The 17,729-nt window shown below is 38.6% G+C and carries 11 protein-coding genes and 1 riboswitch; of the genes, 2 read left to right on the top strand and 9 right to left on the bottom strand.

Translation table 11 applies throughout. The features are described 5' to 3' along the window. Positions 1 to 46: 46 nt before the first annotated feature. The 9 genes from lpdA to IGJ24_RS05530 form a co-directional block, all read right to left on the bottom strand. Entirely contained in the window at positions 47 to 1,453 is a 1,407-nt protein-coding gene (lpdA, locus tag IGJ24_RS05570) for a dihydrolipoyl dehydrogenase (RefSeq protein WP_002357765.1), read from the bottom strand. Between the two features lie 7 nt (positions 1,454 to 1,460). Continuing rightward, positions 1,461 to 3,080 (bottom strand): dihydrolipoyllysine-residue acetyltransferase, encoded by a 1,620-nt coding sequence (locus IGJ24_RS05565; protein WP_002357766.1) that lies wholly within the window; start codon positions 3,078 to 3,080, stop codon positions 1,461 to 1,463. A gap of 142 nt (positions 3,081 to 3,222) precedes the next feature. Further along, positions 3,223 to 4,200: an alpha-ketoacid dehydrogenase subunit beta gene (locus IGJ24_RS05560; protein WP_002357767.1), complete on the bottom strand. Its 978-nt coding sequence runs from the start codon at positions 4,198 to 4,200 to the stop codon at positions 3,223 to 3,225. Between the two features lie 2 nt (positions 4,201 to 4,202). Beyond that, positions 4,203 to 5,318, bottom strand: coding sequence for a pyruvate dehydrogenase (acetyl-transferring) E1 component subunit alpha (gene pdhA, locus IGJ24_RS05555; protein ID WP_002357768.1), 1,116 nt, complete (start codon positions 5,316 to 5,318; stop codon positions 4,203 to 4,205). Positions 5,319 to 5,916: 598 nt separating this feature from the next. After that, on the bottom strand, positions 5,917 to 8,529 hold the full coding sequence (mgtA, locus tag IGJ24_RS05550) for a magnesium-translocating P-type ATPase (protein ID WP_129193611.1): 2,613 nt from the start codon (positions 8,527 to 8,529) through the stop codon (positions 5,917 to 5,919). Positions 8,530 to 8,752: 223 nt separating this feature from the next. After that, a riboswitch (M-box (ykoK) riboswitch) is annotated at positions 8,753 to 8,920 on the bottom strand. Between the two features lie 81 nt (positions 8,921 to 9,001). Then, positions 9,002 to 9,583, bottom strand: coding sequence for a TMEM175 family protein (locus IGJ24_RS05545; protein WP_289865916.1), 582 nt, complete (start codon positions 9,581 to 9,583; stop codon positions 9,002 to 9,004). A gap of 169 nt (positions 9,584 to 9,752) precedes the next feature. Continuing rightward, on the bottom strand, positions 9,753 to 11,366 hold the full coding sequence (locus IGJ24_RS05540) for a glycoside hydrolase family 13 protein (protein ID WP_289865917.1): 1,614 nt from the start codon (positions 11,364 to 11,366) through the stop codon (positions 9,753 to 9,755). A gap of 1 nt (position 11,367) precedes the next feature. Then, the gene (locus tag IGJ24_RS05535) at positions 11,368 to 12,993 is read right to left on the bottom strand and encodes a glycoside hydrolase family 13 protein (protein WP_289865918.1); all 1,626 of its coding nucleotides are present in this window, start codon (positions 12,991 to 12,993) and stop codon (positions 11,368 to 11,370) included. Positions 12,994 to 13,020: 27 nt separating this feature from the next. Next, entirely contained in the window at positions 13,021 to 14,787 is a 1,767-nt protein-coding gene (locus tag IGJ24_RS05530; protein ID WP_289865919.1) for a glycoside hydrolase family 13 protein, read from the bottom strand. Between the two features lie 259 nt (positions 14,788 to 15,046). Between IGJ24_RS05530 and IGJ24_RS05525 the strand changes: the two genes are divergently transcribed. Both IGJ24_RS05525 and IGJ24_RS05520 read left to right on the top strand, forming a co-directional pair. Further along, positions 15,047 to 16,297, top strand: coding sequence for an extracellular solute-binding protein (locus IGJ24_RS05525; RefSeq protein ID WP_289865921.1), 1,251 nt, complete (start codon positions 15,047 to 15,049; stop codon positions 16,295 to 16,297). Between the two features lie 85 nt (positions 16,298 to 16,382). Beyond that, complete coding sequence (locus tag IGJ24_RS05520; protein WP_002357775.1) at positions 16,383 to 17,726, top strand: carbohydrate ABC transporter permease; 1,344 nt, start codon at positions 16,383 to 16,385, stop codon at positions 17,724 to 17,726. Positions 17,727 to 17,729: the final 3 nt, after the last annotated feature.

The following is a 17,729-nucleotide window of genomic DNA, read 5'->3' as shown; positions in this document are numbered from 1 at the left end:
AAGTGCAAAAGACGCATTATATCTGTCGTGCGACAAAGTGATACTATTAAATATGAATTGGTAAACCTAAAGCCAATTCAGCTGTATCCATAGTAATTTCGCCCAATGATGGATGTGGGTGGATTGTTAAAGCAATGTCTTCTGCATTCATGCCAGACTCAATAGCTAAAGCTAATTCAGAAATCATGTCACTTGCACCGACACCGGCAATTTGTGCACCGATGATGACATTGTCTTCTACAGTTGTAACTAAACGCATAAATCCTTCAGTTTTATCTAAAGAGATTGCACGGCCGTTACCAGCAAATGGGAATTTGTAACCTTTTGCTTCGATTCCCGCTTCTTTTGCTTCTGCAACAGTCATACCAACGCTTGCCAATTCTGGATCAGTAAAGGCAACAGCTGGCATTGCTTTGTAATCAACTGCAACTTTCTTACCAGAAATTGCTTCAGCAGCAATTTTTGCTTCGTAGCTTGCTTTATGCGCTAACGCAGCACCTGGTACGATGTCGCCGATTGCGAAGATGTTTTTCACGTTAGTACGTCCTTGGTTATCAACTGGGATTAAACCACGTTCGCCAATTTCAACGCCCGCTTGTTCTAAGCCTAAGTCGTCTGTGTTTGGACGACGTCCAACAGTGACCATTACGTAATCTGCTTCAACACTTTCTTCTTTTCCGTTAACTTCATATTTAACAGTGACGCTATCGCCATTGTCAACAGCTTCTTTAGCCATTGCTGAAGTCACGATTGTTACGTTTTTCTTCTTGAAGTCGTCTGTGACAACTTTAACCATATCTTTTTCATAAGTTGGTAAAATTGATGGGCTACCTTCTAAAATTGTTACTTCTGAACCTAAGTTAGCATAAGCGCCACCTAATTCAGCACCGATGACACCGCCACCGATAATAACGAATTTTTTAGGAACTTCTTTTAAGTTTAAACCACCTGTAGAATCTAACACACGTCCGCCAAATTTGAATCCTGGGATTTCAATTGGACGAGAACCTGTTGCTACAATAGCATTATTGAATGAGTAAGTTTGTGCTGAGTCTGGGTGAATAACACGCAATGTATTTTCGTCAACGAAGAATGCTTCACCTTCAATAATTTCTACTTTGTGTTTTTTCAATAACATGCCAACGCCGCCTGTTAATGATTTAACAACTGTGTTATCTTTCCAGTCTTGTGTTTTGGCAAAGTCTAATTCGACTCCTTTAGCTGTTACACCAAAAGTTGAAGAATCTTGTGCTTCTTGGTAATGATGTCCAGCAGCAATTAAAGCTTTTGAAGGAATACATCCAACGTTTAAACAAACGCCTCCGATGTATTCACGTTCGATAATCGCAACTTTTTGACCCATTTCTGCGGCACGAATTGCAGCAACGTATCCTCCAGGTCCAGCTCCGATTACGACTGTATCTAGTTCAATGGCGAAATCTCCTACTACCATTTGTTAATCATCCTTCCATTAATAGTAATTCTGGATCAGCTAATAAGCGTTTAATGTTGTTCATTGCTTTTTGAGCAGTTGCGCCGTCAACGATACGGTGGTCAAAGCTTAATGATAATTTCATCATGCGTCCCACAACGATTTCGCCGTCTGCATTAACAACTGGTTCTTGTGCAATTGTACCAACGCCTAAAATAGCAACTTCAGGGTAGTTGATTACTGGTGTAAACCAGCCGCCACCGACTGAACCAATGTTACTAATTGTGATTGTACCATCACGCATATCTTGTGCAGTTAATTTACCTTCGATAGCCAATGCTGCTTTTTCGTTGATTTCATCAGCGATAGCAAACATGCTCTTCGTATTAGCATTTTTAACATTTGGTACATATAAGCCATGATCTGTATCAGTAGCGATACCAATGTTAAAGTAATTTTTGTAAACAATTTCTTGTGCTGCGTCATCAATTGATGCATTCAAGATTGGGAATTTTTGAACAGTTGAAGTCAATGCTTTTACAACGTATGGTAAGAATGTTAATTTTGTACCATTTGCAGCAGCAACATCTTTAAATTTCTTACGGTGATCCCATAATTTAGAAACTTCTACTTCATCATGTAATGTTACGTGAGGAGCAGTGTGTTTGCTGTTAACCATTGCTTTAGCAATTGCTTTACGTGTTGGTGTCATTTTTTCACGTGTTTCCATTTCGCCTAAATCAGAAGTAAAGGCTTTTGGCGCTGCTTTAGGTGCAGCTGCTTCCGCTTTAGGTGCTGCTTCTGTTGCGGCAGCTTCAGTAGCTGGTGCTGCTTGAGAACCACCAGAGACAAAGGCATCAATATCCGCTTTAATGACACGGCCACCTTTACCAGTTGCAGTTACTTGTGTAATATCAACGTCTTTTTCACGCGCATACTGACGAACAGATGGCATTGCTAAAACGCGTTTGTTTGGATCAGCGGCTGCAACTACGCCTGTTGAAGCGGCTGGAGCTGATGCTTCCGCTTTAGGAGCGTCAGTAGCTGGTGCTGCGGCTGCCGGTGCTGCTGAATTATGACCAGGTGCGTCAATTTCAACTAACACGTCACCAACGTTTGCAACTGTTCCTTCTGGTACAACGATATTTTTTACAGTACCTGTTACTGGTGATGGAATTTCTTCTACTGATTTGTCATTTTGTACTTCTAATAATGAATCATCTTCATTAATTGTGTCGCCAGCTTTAACGAACCATTTAACGATTTCGCCTTCGGCAATTCCTTCACCGATGTCTGGTAATTTGAATTGGAAAAATCCGCCAGCTGCTTCGGTTGTTGGTACAGCAGCAGGTTGTGCTGGTGTTTGTTCTTGTGCAGGAGCTGCTGGTGCTGCATCGTTATCTTCGTGACCAGGTGCGTCGATTTCGATTAACACGTCACCAACGTTTGCAACTGTTCCTTCTGGTACAACGATATTTTTTACAGTACCTGTTACTGGTGATGGAATTTCTTCCACTGATTTGTCATTTTGTACTTCTAATAACGTATCGTCTTCGTTGATTGTATCGCCAGGTTTTACAAACCATTTAACGATTTCGCCTTCGGCAATCCCTTCACCGATATCCGGTAATTTAAACTGATAAGCCATTTTTTAAGTCTTCCCTTCTTCGTTGGATCTGTCTATTTTCTTAGGAGCAAAACGCGGGGAAACGACTATAGTAGCTGAACATTTCATGCCTATAGCCGTATTCCACCTGTTTAATTCTTCGTTTATCTACTTCGAATAACTATTAAAATTCGACGATTTCTCTAGCTTTTGCTTCGATATCTTTCGCATTTGGTAACCAGATATTTTCTGCTTGTCCGAATGGGAAGATTGTATCTGGAGCAGATACACGTCCGATTGGTGCTTCTAATGATAATACGGCACGTTCAGAAATTTCAGAAACAACCATAGCGCCAACGCCAGCTTGTTTTTGTGCTTCTTGAACGACAACCACACGGCCAGTTTTTTCAACAGAGTTAATAATTGTTTCCACATCTAAAGGAGCCACTGTACGTAAGTCAATGATTTCTGCTGAAATATTGTCTTTCGCTAAGCTATCAGCTGCTTTAATCGCTTCACGAACCATAGCGCCGTAAGTGATGATTGATACGTCTGTTCCTTCACGAGTTACAGCCGCTTTATCTAAAGGCACTTCATAAGCTTCGTCTGGCACTTCCTCACGGAATGAACGGTATAATTTCATGTGCTCTAAGTAGACAACTGGATCGTTGCTGCGAATAGATGAAATTAATAGTCCTTTTGCATCGTAAGGGTTTGATGGAATAACAACACGAACACCTGGTGATTGTGCGATTAATCCTTCTAAGTTATCTGAGTGAAGTTCTGGTGTATGAACACCACCACCAAATGGGGCACGAACAGTAATTGGCATATTACGAGTTCCACCCATACGGTAACGCGTACGAGCCATTTGACCAACGATTTCGTCAAATACTTCAAAAACGAAACCAAAGAATTGGATTTCAGGAACTGGACGGTAACCTTGCAAGGCAAGACCGAAAGCCAATCCACCGATACCAGATTCAGCTAAAGGTGTATCGAAGACGCGGTCTTCACCAAATTTTTCTTGTAAACCTTCAGTTGCACGGAAAACCCCACCGTTGTTACCAACGTCTTCACCGAAGATTAAGACATTTTCGTCTTTCTCTAATTCAAGAGCTAAGGCATCTGTAATTGCTTGGATCATAGTTTTTTGTGCCATTTTTATTTCGACTCCTTCGCTTCATAAAATGCAATTTGTTCTTTAATTGTTTGAGGTTGAACTTCAAACATATTTTTCAAGAAATCAGAAACTTTTTGTTTTGGCGCTTTATCCGCTTCTGCAATCGCTACTTTGATTTCTTCTTTTGTTTTTTCAATAATTTCTTCTTCTTTTGCTTCAGACCATAAGCCTTTATCTGTTAGATATTTACGGAAACGAGTCAATGGATCTTTTTGTACCCATTCGTCATCCATTTCTTTTGAACGGTAACGTGTTGGATCGTCTCCAGATAAAGTATGTGGACCATAACGATAAGTTAATGTTTCAATTAAAACTGGACCATTTCCTGCAGCTGACCAATCACGTGCTTCTTTTGCAATTGCGTAAACTGCTAATGGATCCATACCATCAACTTGAATACCAGGAATTCCTGCTGCAACAGCTTTTTGAGCTAAAGTTTTAGCCGCTGTTTGTTTTTCACGAGGTGTAGAAATCGCAAAACCATTGTTTTGGATAATGAAGACACCGTTTGCTTGGTAAGCACCAGCAAAGTTAATTGCTTCATAGAAGTCCCCTTGTGAAGAACCGCCGTCACCAGTATAAGTGAAGACAACATTTTCTTTTCCACGTTTTTTCAATCCTAAAGCAACACCAGCTGCTTGGATGTATTGAGCACCAATGATAATTTGTGGTGGTAATGCATTTAAATCTTCCGCGTAGTAGTTCCCTGCTACGTGACCACGAGACCATAAGAAAGCTTCTCTTAATGGTAAACCATGTTGTACTAATTGAGGTACATCACGGTAACCTGGTAGTAAGTAGTCTTCTTTTTCCATTGCAAATTGACTTGCCAATTGGCTTGCTTCTTGTCCAGCTGTTGGCGCGAAGAATCCTAAGCGTCCTTGACGGTTTAATGCAGTAGAACGTTGGTCTAACACACGAGACCAAACCATGCGTGTCATTAATTCAACTAATTCCTCATCCGATAAATCAGGTACTAAATCTTCATTCACAATTTTTCCATCTTGATCCAAGATTTGGAAAGTTGGGAAATCAGCGTCGACTTTAGCCATTAGCTCTTTAAAGTCAATAGGTTTTTGTTTCTTAGCCTTTGCCATTTTGTCACACAATCCTCTCTATTACGTTTCTTTAATTTCGATAAAAGTAAAACAGAGTGCGAAACTGTATTACTTTTTATCGACTACACTTAACAAATTATCACTAAATTCGAAAAAGCGCAAGAAAAAAACTCTAATTTCTTCATTTTTTCACAAAAGAGCAAAACCGCATGTTTTTGCGGTTTAGTGATAATTTTCACAAACAAGAAAACGGTTTCTGTTCCACACTTCTTCTGTACTATTTTTCTCCCAACTGTTATATTCTATTTTGAAAATATTATATAACAGTTCTATTAATTCGAGCCCCCTCATCCCCGAGCTGGCTAGTAATCTGATTTCCGAACTTTACGTTTTCATGAAAATTATCTTGAAAAAACCAAAAAATAAAAACCGTCAGCCGAGTAACCTACTCAGCATGCGGTTTTTTATTTTTTAGAGAACAAAGTTTTTTTCGTTAATTTTTATTTTTTTTGGCTCGTTTTTTTGCCAAATACTTTACCTTAGGTTTTATCACGAACATTCATTGCTTAAAATCACCAAATTTTCGCAAAACGAGTAATACAGCTTAGCAAATTCTTTTCTCTTTCAGTAGATTTTACTAAATCCATTCCTTGGTAATTTTAATATATAAACGTTTAGCTACTTCAACAGTTAACATGTACGCAATGATGATTCCAAAGAACCATGGCCAGTAGTTAGCCGGAAGTTTCACAAAGTCAAAAACCTCTCTTATAGGCGTTGCTACAATCAAGAAACCGAGTAAAATTGCGCCTAAACTACTTAACATCACAGGCATTGACGCACGACTTTGAATGAATGGTATTTTCCGCGTCCGGACCATATGAACAACTAACGTTTGACTAACAAGTCCCACCATAAACCAACCTGTTTGGAATAAATGTTGAGTGGCCAAACTATTGGCGCTAAACACAAACCACATGACAAGATACGTTAGAATATCGAAAATACTACTTACCGGGCCAATACATACCGTAAATTTGGCTAGTCCGTTCGTTTCCCACCGAACAGGGCTTAATAACTCTTCTTCATCGACATTATCCCAAGGAATTGTCAACTGAGCCACATCATAAATCAAATTTTGAATCAAGAGTTGTAAGGAAAGCATTGGTAGAAATGGTAAAAAGGCACTGGCTACTAAAATTGAAAAGACATTCCCAAAATTAGAACTGATGGTAATTTTAATATATTTCATCATATTGCTAAATACTTTTCGTCCTTCAATCACACCAGATTCCAGTACATTTAAACTTTTTTCCAGTAAAATAATCGAGCTAGCATCTTTAGTAATATCAGCTGCAGTATCTACTGAAATGCCCACATCAGCTTTTCGTAATGCCGGTGCATCATTAATGCCATCCCCCATAAAACCAACCGTATGACCTTTTGCTTGTAGCAATTCAATAATTTTAGATTTTTGCATCGGATTTAATTTGGCAAATAAATTAGTTTCTTCTACTTGCGCCCGCAACTCTTCATCTGTCATTGCTTCAATTTGAGAACCTAATAACACATGGGAAACTTCAATGCCTACATCTTTACAGACTTTTTTGGCGACAATGTCATTATCGCCCGTTAGCACTTTCACGTTGACACCATGTTCATGTAAGGAGCGGATAGCGCTGACGGCTGACTCTTTTGCTGGATCAAGAAAACCCATAAATCCAATCAATGTCATCTCTTTTTCATCTTCAACTGAATAAACTGCTTCTTTGTGGACATCTTTTTTTACAGCTACCGCTAACACACGCATCCCTTGTTTGTTCATTTGAACATTCACTCGGCGTAGTTCTTCTCGTACAGCACTGCTTAATGGTACAATTTCGCCATTAATTTGCGCATGCGTGCACACTTCTTCCATTTCTTCCACGGCGCCTTTCGTAATCATCAATTGATGATCATCTGCATTCACGACAACCGTTAAGCGGCGTCTGGAAAAATCAAAAGGAATTTCATCAATTTTAGTGACATTTTTAAACGGCGTTTTCCATTGATGCCCTTCATAAAAATTAATAACGGCAATATCCATTAAATTTTTCCAACCTGTTTGATAAGAAGAATTTAAGTAGGCTAAATTTAGAACCTCGTCACTCAAATCACCTAATGGATTCAAATGTTGAACCAAAACTACACGATCTTCGGTAATCGTTCCAGTCTTATCTGTACAGAGCACATCCATACCACCCAAATTTTGGATAGCCGCTAATTCTTTAACAATGACTTTATGTTTCGATAAGGATAATGCACCCTTGGCTAAGTTACTCGTAACAATCATTGGCAACATTTCTGGTGTCAAACCAACTGCAACGGCAATCGCGAAGAAAAACGCTTCGCCCCAAGCACCTTTAGTTAAACCATTAATCAAGAAAACGATTGGAAACAAAATCATTACCATTCGTAATAAAAACTTACTGACTTTTGCTAAGCCTAAGTCAAAACTAGTTTTTCCTCGTTGTGTTGTAGCATTTTTAGCAATATCACCAAAAAATGTATGTTGCCCAGTTTTTAAAATAATCGCTTTTCCTTGTCCACTCAAGACATCTGTGCCCATAAACACTAGGTCTTGCATATCTAATGCAGAAACCTCTGTTTGTTGACGATCCACACCTGCATCCACAAATTTTTCGACAGGCATGGATTCGCCTGTTAGCGACGATTGATTAACGAATAAATCTTTGGTCCAAATCAACACGGCATCTGCAGGAATCATGTCTCCTGTAGCTAAAGTTACAATGTCTCCTGGAACAATTTCGTCCATTGGAATTTCTTTCGTAATCCCTTCCCGTGTCACTGCAGCGGTGTTTTCAATTAATTCTTTTAAATCCAAACTCGCTTTTTGAGAACGATATTCTTGTATAAAAGCAATCAAGACACTGGCTAAAATCATCACGCCCATCACGATAGCGGCTTCGAAATCTTTCGTTAAAGTTGAAACGACCATCAATAAGGCTAAGACATAGACAAACGGATCTTTGAATGCACTTAAAAATAAAATAATTGCTGGGGTTGGCTTTTGTGCAGAAACTTCGTTTGGTCCAAATTCCTCTAATCTTTTTTCGGCATCTTCATTCGAGAGTCCTTTTTCAGATGTCCGTAATTCCATCATTAATTCCCGTTCAGAAAGCAAAGCCAATTTACGTAATTCTTGATCTTTGGTTGCTTTTCTCATATCCATTGTTTTTTTGTTCATCATTTTCTTTTCCTCCAAGGTTGTGGTCACCTGCCGAAAAGAGTGCTAAAATCTTCTCCTTTCATTGGTGACTGTATTTTGTTTCTCTGTTCACTTCCAGGGTCTTCCATGACAGTCATCCTTTCTTTTTCTTATTTATACTTCCAGTGAATAATTGCTTTTTTGCCAAACACACAAAAAAGGACCTACTCAACAATAGAGTACGTCCCAAAATACCATCTTTAAATAAGATTCTCTATCGTTGAGCTTTAGCACTATAGGGCGTAGATAACATGTATCAGCTACATTATGAATAACCTTCACGATTATTCCTGTTCAACCAACTAAGGGTCTCTCGATCCTTTCGCGGCAGCAGCATTTGTCCAAATAGGAGCCTCACCTAACAATTATTCAGTTTTTATCCACTTCTTATAATAGAGGAGTTTGACATTCTTGTCAAAAGATTTATGACTTTTTTGTTATAAATAAAAAATAACTACTTTAAAATTTCCTTTATTTCTGCTTTTCGCTCAGGAATAAACCACATGACTAAAACAATCGTATCAATAATCAGGACAGCGATTGGCGCTACCAGTTTGCCTACAATCAACGCAATAATATTCAACACAATCGAAAGCGTTAATTTTGGATAGTGGTCAAACAAACGTTGTACTTCGGATTTGGGCCCATTTGCCTGAATCAATGCCCACACCACTAGATAATAAGCAACATCAGCTCCTAATACTACTAAGCCATACAAAGCTTGTGGCGGCCAAGAAAACGGATGTTCACCTACCCAACCAGTAACAAACGGGAAAAACGTCAACGTCAAAATTAAAAAATTATTCATCCAAAGGACACGTCCATCAATTTTACGGACACTTTGAAATAAATGATGATGATTGTTCCAATAAATTAATAAAGTAATAAAACTAATTAAATAAATAATGATTTTGTGTCCAGATTGGGTCAGAGCAGACCAATCTGCTTTTTCAGGAATTTTTAATTCTAAAATTAACAACGTTAAAATAATCGCAATGACTGCATCTGTAAATGCTTCTACACGTGTTTTCGGCATCATTTCCCCCTACTTTCATAAAATTAAATAACTTACCCAAAGTAAGTATAACGCATTTCTGCAAAAATTCAATTATTTATGAAGTCTCTCGGTTGTTGAAGTTCCTAAAAACGAGTGCAAGAGCCCCACTTAAAAGTAAGCCTTTTGCACTCGTTATAGAACAAATCAGTTATTGGAAGACCCCTGCTTGATAAGGTGCTAACTGCATCCGTTTCTTCACCGTAAAATCTTGATTCCCTAACAATTGTTGCCACTTTCTGCCTAGTAATTTATTCGGCAAGTCAAATTGGCACTTTTCTCCACTTAAATTGACAATCACTAATGCTGTTGCCTCGGTTGTTTTTCTCAAAAAAGCAAAAACAGACGGATGATTGGGCGCTAATAGTTCAAACTGTCCATCTGTAAATATTGGATTTTCTTTCCGCAGCGCAATTAACTTTTTATAATAATTCAACACGGATTGTTCATCCGTTTCTTGGTCAGCCACATTTATTTCTTTGAAATTGGGATGAATTGCTAACCACGGATGCCCCGAGGTGAATGAACTTGCCTCTTGACTCGTCCACTGCATAGGCGTACGCGAATGGTCCCGCGTCCAATGCGCCACTTCTTTTAATGCTTGTTTCGCATCGTAGCCATTTTCTATAAGCAAACGATAATGGTTATGGGAATCTTTAGCATCTAACTCGTCAATCTGTTGAAACGGATAATTAACCATGCCGATTTCCTGTCCTTGATAAATAAACGGTGTTCCTCGCAAGAGCAAGGCGATTGTTCCAATCGCCTTAGCAGAATGAGAGGTTTCATTGCCTAAAATTGAATTGATTCTGGGATTATCATGATTTTCTACATATAATGCATTCCAGCCTTCTGTCCCTAAATGCTTTTGCCAGCGAGCCATTACTTTTTTATAGCCTAAAATATTTAACCGTTCTTCTCCTGGCTTTCCTTCTCGAACATTGTGCTCTAATTCAAAAATCATATTCAGATAGCCCGCATCATTGGTCCATTCCACCGCTTTTTTACTTGAAACGCCACTAGCTTCCCCCACTGTCATGATGTCATACTCAGCAAAAATAGCTTTCAAATCCAACATATAGTCTTCAATGCCTTTTACATTCATAAAGGGAGCCCATGGATTCGTGGTAATCTTAAAATTCCAAGGTTCTTTTTGGATATGACTAATCGCATCTAATCGGAAACCATCAATTCCCAAATCTAACCACCAGCGAATCATCGCATAAATCTCTTCACGAACTTTAGGATTTTTCCAGTTCAAATCAGGTTGCTCTTTTGCAAACACATGAAAATATGCTTGCTTTGTATCCTCGTCATACGTCCAAGTCGAGCCACCAAAAAAGCTTTGCCATTCATTCGGCATACGATCTGGTGTCGCATCGGCCCATAAATAATACTCACGATACGGATTATCTAAACTTTTTTTCGCTTCAGCAAACCACGGATGTTGATCACTTGTATGATTGACCACTAAATCAAGAATAATCTTCAAACCTAATTGATGCGCTTGGTCCAAAAGTTCTTGAAAATCTTCCATCGTACCAAATTCTGGCTGAATCCCTTGATAATCCGCAATATCATAACCATTGTCAACGTTTGGCGAAGTGTAAATCGGATTTAACCATAAAAAATCGACCCCTAGTTCTTTTAAATACGGTAATTTCTCAATAATTCCCTGCAAATCACCAATGCCATCCCCGTTGCTATCTTTAAAACTCCGAGGATAAATTTGATAACCGACAGCATTTTTCCACCATTGTTCCATCTTATTGACTCACTTTCACAACAAATGCTTGCCAAGGCGCTAACGAATAATCTGCTAAAGCAGTGACATCTGTCGGCATATTTTCAATCATTACTTGTTCTACATGAACGTCTGCAGAAAATGGCTGAACTTTGTCAGAAAAGTTCGTTACAACAAGCCAGCGTTCCTCACCATAGGTACGATAAAAACTGATCACTTCGTCCACTGTTTCCAGCAATTCAAAGTCGCCCCAAACAATTAAAGGATGTTCTTTTCTCAAACGAATCATTTCTTGGTACGTATAGAATAGTGAATTTTTATCTGCCAAAGCAGCAGCGACGTTAATCGTTTGATAATTGGAATTAACATCAATCCAAGGTGTACCCGTCGTAAAGCCAGCATTTTTTTCAGCGGTCCACTGCATAGGCCGGCGTGCATTGTCGCGACCTTTAGTATTAATTTTCAGCAAAATTTCTTCTTTAGAATATCCTTTTTCCAAATACTCATGGTACATGTTAATTGTTTCGATATCCCGTGCTTCACGAATATCTGTAATCGGCGTATTGGTCATACCAATTTCTTCCCCTTGATAAATATAAGGTGTGCCTTTCATCATGTGCAGTAAAATAGCGAATAACTTACTACTTTCCAACCAATGTTCCTGATCATTTCCCCAACGTGAAATCATTCTCGGTAAATCATGGTTATTCCAAAATAAAGAATTCCAGCCATCATTTCCTAATTCTGTTTGCCATTTTGCAAAAATCTGTTTCAACTTGGCAACTTCCATTGGCTGAAGGTCCCATTTCTCTTTACCTGGTTGTTGATCCAAGCTCATATGTTCAAACTGAAAAATCATGGATAATTCATGACGCTCTGGACTAGAGTACATTTTTGCAATTTCAGGTGTGGCCCCCCATGTTTCACCTACAGTTAACAGCTCTTTGCCGCCAAATGTCGCGGCGTTCATTTCTTGTAAATAACGATGTAAATGAGGTCCATTCGCGGTGATCTCTTCTCCTGGAATTTTACCCACTAAGTCAATTACATCTAAACGGAAACCGCCAATTCCTTTATCAATCCAAAAATTCATCATCTCGTAAACCGACTGACGCATTTGTTGGTTTTCCCAATTTAAATCTGGTTGTTTTTTACTAAACAAATGCAAATAGTATTGCCCACTTGCTTCATCAAACGTCCACGCCGAACCCGAAAAGGCAGATTTCAATCGGTTAGGCACACCGCCATCTGAAGCAGGATCAGCCCATACATAATAGTCTCGGTAGGGGTTCTCCTTGCTTTTTTTTGCTTCAATAAACCAACGATGTTCATCTGAGGTATGGTTAACCACTAAGTCCATAATAATTTCAATCTTTCGCTTTTTCGCTTCCTCAATTAGACGATCCATATCCGCCATCGTCCCAAACTCTGTCATAATCGCTTCATAATCAGAAATGTCATAACCATTGTCATCATTGGGTGATTGATAAACTGGTGATAACCAAATAGCCCCAATGCCTAACGTTTCCAAATAATCCAATTTTTCAATAATTCCTGGTAAATCTCCAATGCCATCTCCATTGCTATCCTTAAAACTGCGAGGATAAATCTGATAAACCACGACTTCTTGCCACCAATGTTTTTCCATTCTTCTTCACATTCCTTTGCTTAATTATTATGCTTGATATAAAAGAAAACCTTTTGGTAAAACCATTATCTGTTCTGAAGCAATTTCGATAGAAGAACTTAGCAAAACTTCTCGATCAGTTCTATCAACAAATTGTGTCTCTTGGCCAGTATTAAAAATCCCATAAATCATCTGTTCCTCCAAACGACAAGCGAGTCTAATCAACCCCGTTTCAAAAGAAGTGCCTGTCCAATCGATTGTTCCACCAGAAAAAACAGCCGCATACTTTTTGCGAAGGGCAATCAATGATTTTACAAATTCCTTCAAATCCAAATCTTGCTGATTTTCCTCCCAAACCATACAACGACGACAATCAGGATCCATATCACCTGTCATACCAATTTCATCACCATAGTAAAGACAAGGGACACCTGGTTGAATATACGTAAACGCTAATACTTGGCGCATCAACTCTTTATCCTCTTTCGTTTCATGCAATAAGCGTGGTGTATCGTGGGAATCTAAAACATTAAACTGCATTTGATTCGTTTGTTGTCGATAGAGCATTAACTGGTTATTCATTTCAGAAAGCATCTTTTCCAAGGTCAGTTCTTGCTTGACAAAGTAGCCCATAATCGCATCTGTGTATGCATAATTCATCACTGCATGAAATTCGTCTCCTTGGAGCCAGCTTTGCGACGAGTGCCAAATTTCTCCTAAAATATAAAAATCTTCTTTTGCGTCGTCGCATGTTTGCCGGAATTTTTTCCAGAACGCATGATCCACTTCGTTTGCCACATCTAAACGCCAGGCGTCAATATCATATTCCTCAATCCAATAACGAGCAATTTCTAAAAGATAGGCTTGCACTTCTGGATTTGCTGTATTTAATTTAGGCATATGCGGAGTGAATGCAAAAGTATCATAGGTAATGTTGCTTGCTTCTTCAAAATCAGCACTTTCTTCATAGCTAGCTGGAAACTCATTTACGTGGAACCAATCGGCATAAATTGAGTCCTGGCCATTTTTTAACACATCTTGCCATTGAGGCGAAGTGTCCCCCATATGGTTAAAAACGGCGTCCAACATAATCTTAATGCCCCGTCGATGACACTCTTCGACTAAACGCTTAAAGGTAGCGCCATCACCAAAAGCTGGGTCAATTTTTAAATAATCAATCGTATCATATTTGTGATTAGAAAACGCTTCAAAAATTGGGCAAAAATATAAGCCGTTAACACCTAAATCTTCAATGTAATCAAGATGATCTAGCACCCCTTGCAAATCCCCACCAAAAAAATCTTGTCGATCTGGTCTTTTAGATCCCCACGGCAACGTCCCTTCAGGATCATTGGCGGGATCACCATTTGCAAAACGCTCTGGAAATATTTGATACCAAACCGTTTCTTTTACCCATTCAGGTGCTTTAAAACGATCGATTTCATGAAAATACGGCATCCGAAAATAATTATTCGCCATCGCTAAATACTTTTCTTCTAAAGGATAAATGCCGTGTTCGCCATAAAACGCCGTCAAGCCATCCGTCCCTACTAAAGTAAAAGCATATGAAAGGCGTTTAAATTTTGCACTTAATGCAATAAACCAGTAATCATATAACTCCGTAGATACTAACTTCTCCATGGTTAACGACTGTTGGTACCACTTTTCTTTCCCTAAAAGATAAGGATCTCCTTGCACTAATTGGACAGAGGCAATGTCGCCTTTTGCCGTACGCAAACGAATATGCATTGTTTCTTCTGTATAAAGATAAGCAAATTCACTTTCTGGACGATGGTAGATTGCAGCAGTGTTCATTTAATTCTCTCCTTTAATTGTCGCTTTTCGTGTATTTTCTAATACTCGAACACATTTTAGCGCAAACGATTGCATTTGTATACCCTTTTTTATTTTTTTATTTAAAATGCTTAATTAGTGGTATACACCACTTTAAACAAACAGTATGTTATTTATAACAAAAAAACTTTTTTAACTTTCTCGATGAAAAACACTTGATTATTTCCGCAATCGGTTGCATAATAAGACTTGTAAAAAATAATTTTTGGAGGGTTCAAAAATGAAAGCGAATTGGAAAAAGATTTTAATGGGCGGTATCCTTTTAAGTGCTTCTGCGGTTTTACTTACTGCCTGTGGTGGCGCAGAAAAAACGAAAGCTGAAAATGAAAGCGGTTCAGCAAATAAAGCAGCTGGTGACGTAAAATTATGGGTTGATACTGAATATATGGGCGTCTTTAAAAAAGTTGTCGCCGATTTTGAAAAAGAAAACCCCGATATTAAAGTTAACTTAACTGCTGGAAATTCGGCAGATGCTAAAAAAGACATTGCAAAAGATCCTAAAGCTGCTGCAGATGTTTTCATGATGCCGCATGATCAAATTGGTCAAATGGCAGAAGCTGGTCTGATTTACCCTAACACAAAATATGAAAAAGAAGTCAAAGAAAACAACATCGACTCGGCAGTCGCAGGAGTCACTTGGAAAGACAAAGTCTATGCCTACCCTTATGCTGTAGAGTCACAAGTTCTTTATTATAACAAAGATACGTATTCTCCAGAGGAAATCAAAACTTGGAAGTCTTTAACTGAAAAAGGAAAAATCGGTACCAATTTTGGCGAAGATGGCGCAAATTATATCTTCGGTCCTCTATTTATGAGTAACGGCGATTACTTATATGGTGAAAATGGCGAAGATCCAAAAGGTACCAACTTTAACAACCAACAAGGTATAGAAGTATTACAATGGATTGCCGATCAAAAAAATAATTCTGGTGTGATCCAATCAAATACAGAAGCATTGTCTAATCTAGGTTCTGGCAAAACGGATGCCTTCCTTTCTGGCCCTTGGTCTAAAAACGATGTAGAAAAAGCTCTTGGCGACAAAATGGGGGCTGCTGCCTATCCAACCATTGATTTTGGCAATGGAGAAAAACAAATGAAAGCTTTCTTGGGCGTTCGTAGTTTTGCTGTCAACCAACAAACACAAGCACCATTGGCCGCAATGACATTAGCAAACTATTTAACCAGTGAAAAAGCACAAATGACTTACTTCAAAGAAATCGGCTTTGTCCCTTCAAACAAAAAATTACAAACAAACGAAGAAATTACACAAGATACTGTTGCAAAAGCTATCTTAGAAATGGCGCAACCAACCCACTCTGTGGTAATGCCAAAAATCCCAGAAATCGTTTCATTCTGGCCTGCAATGGATGCAGTGATCAATGATACGTACAAAGGCAATATCAAACCTGCGGATTATCAAGCAAAATTAGATAAATTAGTCCAAGACACATCAAAAGAAGCAAAAGAATAAAAAGAGTAAAGAAATGGGACGAGCTTCAATCTGCTGTCCCATTTCCTCTATCTTTTTTATTTAAGTAGAAAGTGAGTGAACGAAGATGTTCAAGAAAAAGAAAGCCCAGACGTCATTTCGAGAGGTCTTTAAAAAAGGCGACTTCGCTACAAAACTATCTTTTTTAGTTATGGGTGCTGCAAACTTTGCCAACAAGCAGTGGTTAAAGGGAATCATCTTTTTAACAGCTGAAATTGGCTTTATCTATTGGTTAATCCGTAATGGTTTCCACGCATTAATGATGCTAGGAACACTAGGGACCCAACAGCAAGGATTAGTATATGATGATTCTTTAGGGATTGAAGTTCTAAAAGAAGGCGATAATTCAATGCTCTTATTATTATTCGGAATTGCAGCAATTTTAGTCTGTTTATCGCTAATCATTTTATATGTAATCAATTTAAAAAGCGCCCGTCACCTATATGAATTAAAGACAGCCGGCAAAAAAATTCCAACAACTATGGATGATTTACGTAGCTTGTTAAACGAACGTTTCCATGCAACTTTAATGACGATCCCCTTACTAGGCGTTCTTTTCTTTACCATCTTGCCGTTGTTATATATGATTTCAATTGCCTTTACCAACTACGACCATAACCATCTGCCACCGAAAAACCTTTTTACTTGGGTTGGATTGGCAAATCTAGGTAATGTAATCACAGGCGATATGGCTTCAACGTTCTTTCCAGTACTTGGCTGGACCTTGATTTGGGCTGTTTTCGCAACCGCAACTTGTTTCTTTTTTGGAATCATTTTAGCCTTGCTTATCAATACAAAAGGCTTAAAATATAAAGCGTTTTGGCGGACTATTTTTGTTATCACGATGGCCGTACCTCCGTTTGTTTCACTTTTAATTATGCGAAACCTCTTAAATGGTTCTGGACCTATCAATGCTCTGTTGTTAAATTGGGGCTTAATCGATTCTTCTATCCCCTTCTTAACAGATCCGAATTGGGCAAAATTAACCATTATTGTTGTCAATATGTGGATTGGTATTCCTGCTACGATGTTAATCTCTACAGGGATTATCCAAAATCTTCCTGAAGATCAAATCGAAGCCGCTAGAATTGACGGCGCCAATAAATGGCAAATTTTTAAAAGTATTACGTTTCCACAAATTCTATTTGTGATGACCCCGGCGCTGATTCAACAATTTATTGGCAACATCAATAATTTCAATGTCATTTATCTATTAACAGGTGGTGGGCCAGCCAATTCTAACTTCTACGGTGCAGGCTCAACTGACCTTTTAGTTACCTGGTTATATAAATTGACTGTCGATACAATGGATTACAATTTAGCCTCTGTGATTGGTATTTTAATCTTCATTCTCTCCGCAGTCTTCAGTTTAATTGCCTATACACGGACGAATTCATTTAAGGAGGCGTAACTT

The organism is Enterococcus sp. DIV0546, from assembly GCF_051712785.1.
Lineage (GTDB): Bacteria > Bacillota > Bacilli > Lactobacillales > Enterococcaceae > Enterococcus > Enterococcus faecalis.
This window is presented reverse-complemented; position numbering and strand designations above follow the sequence as displayed.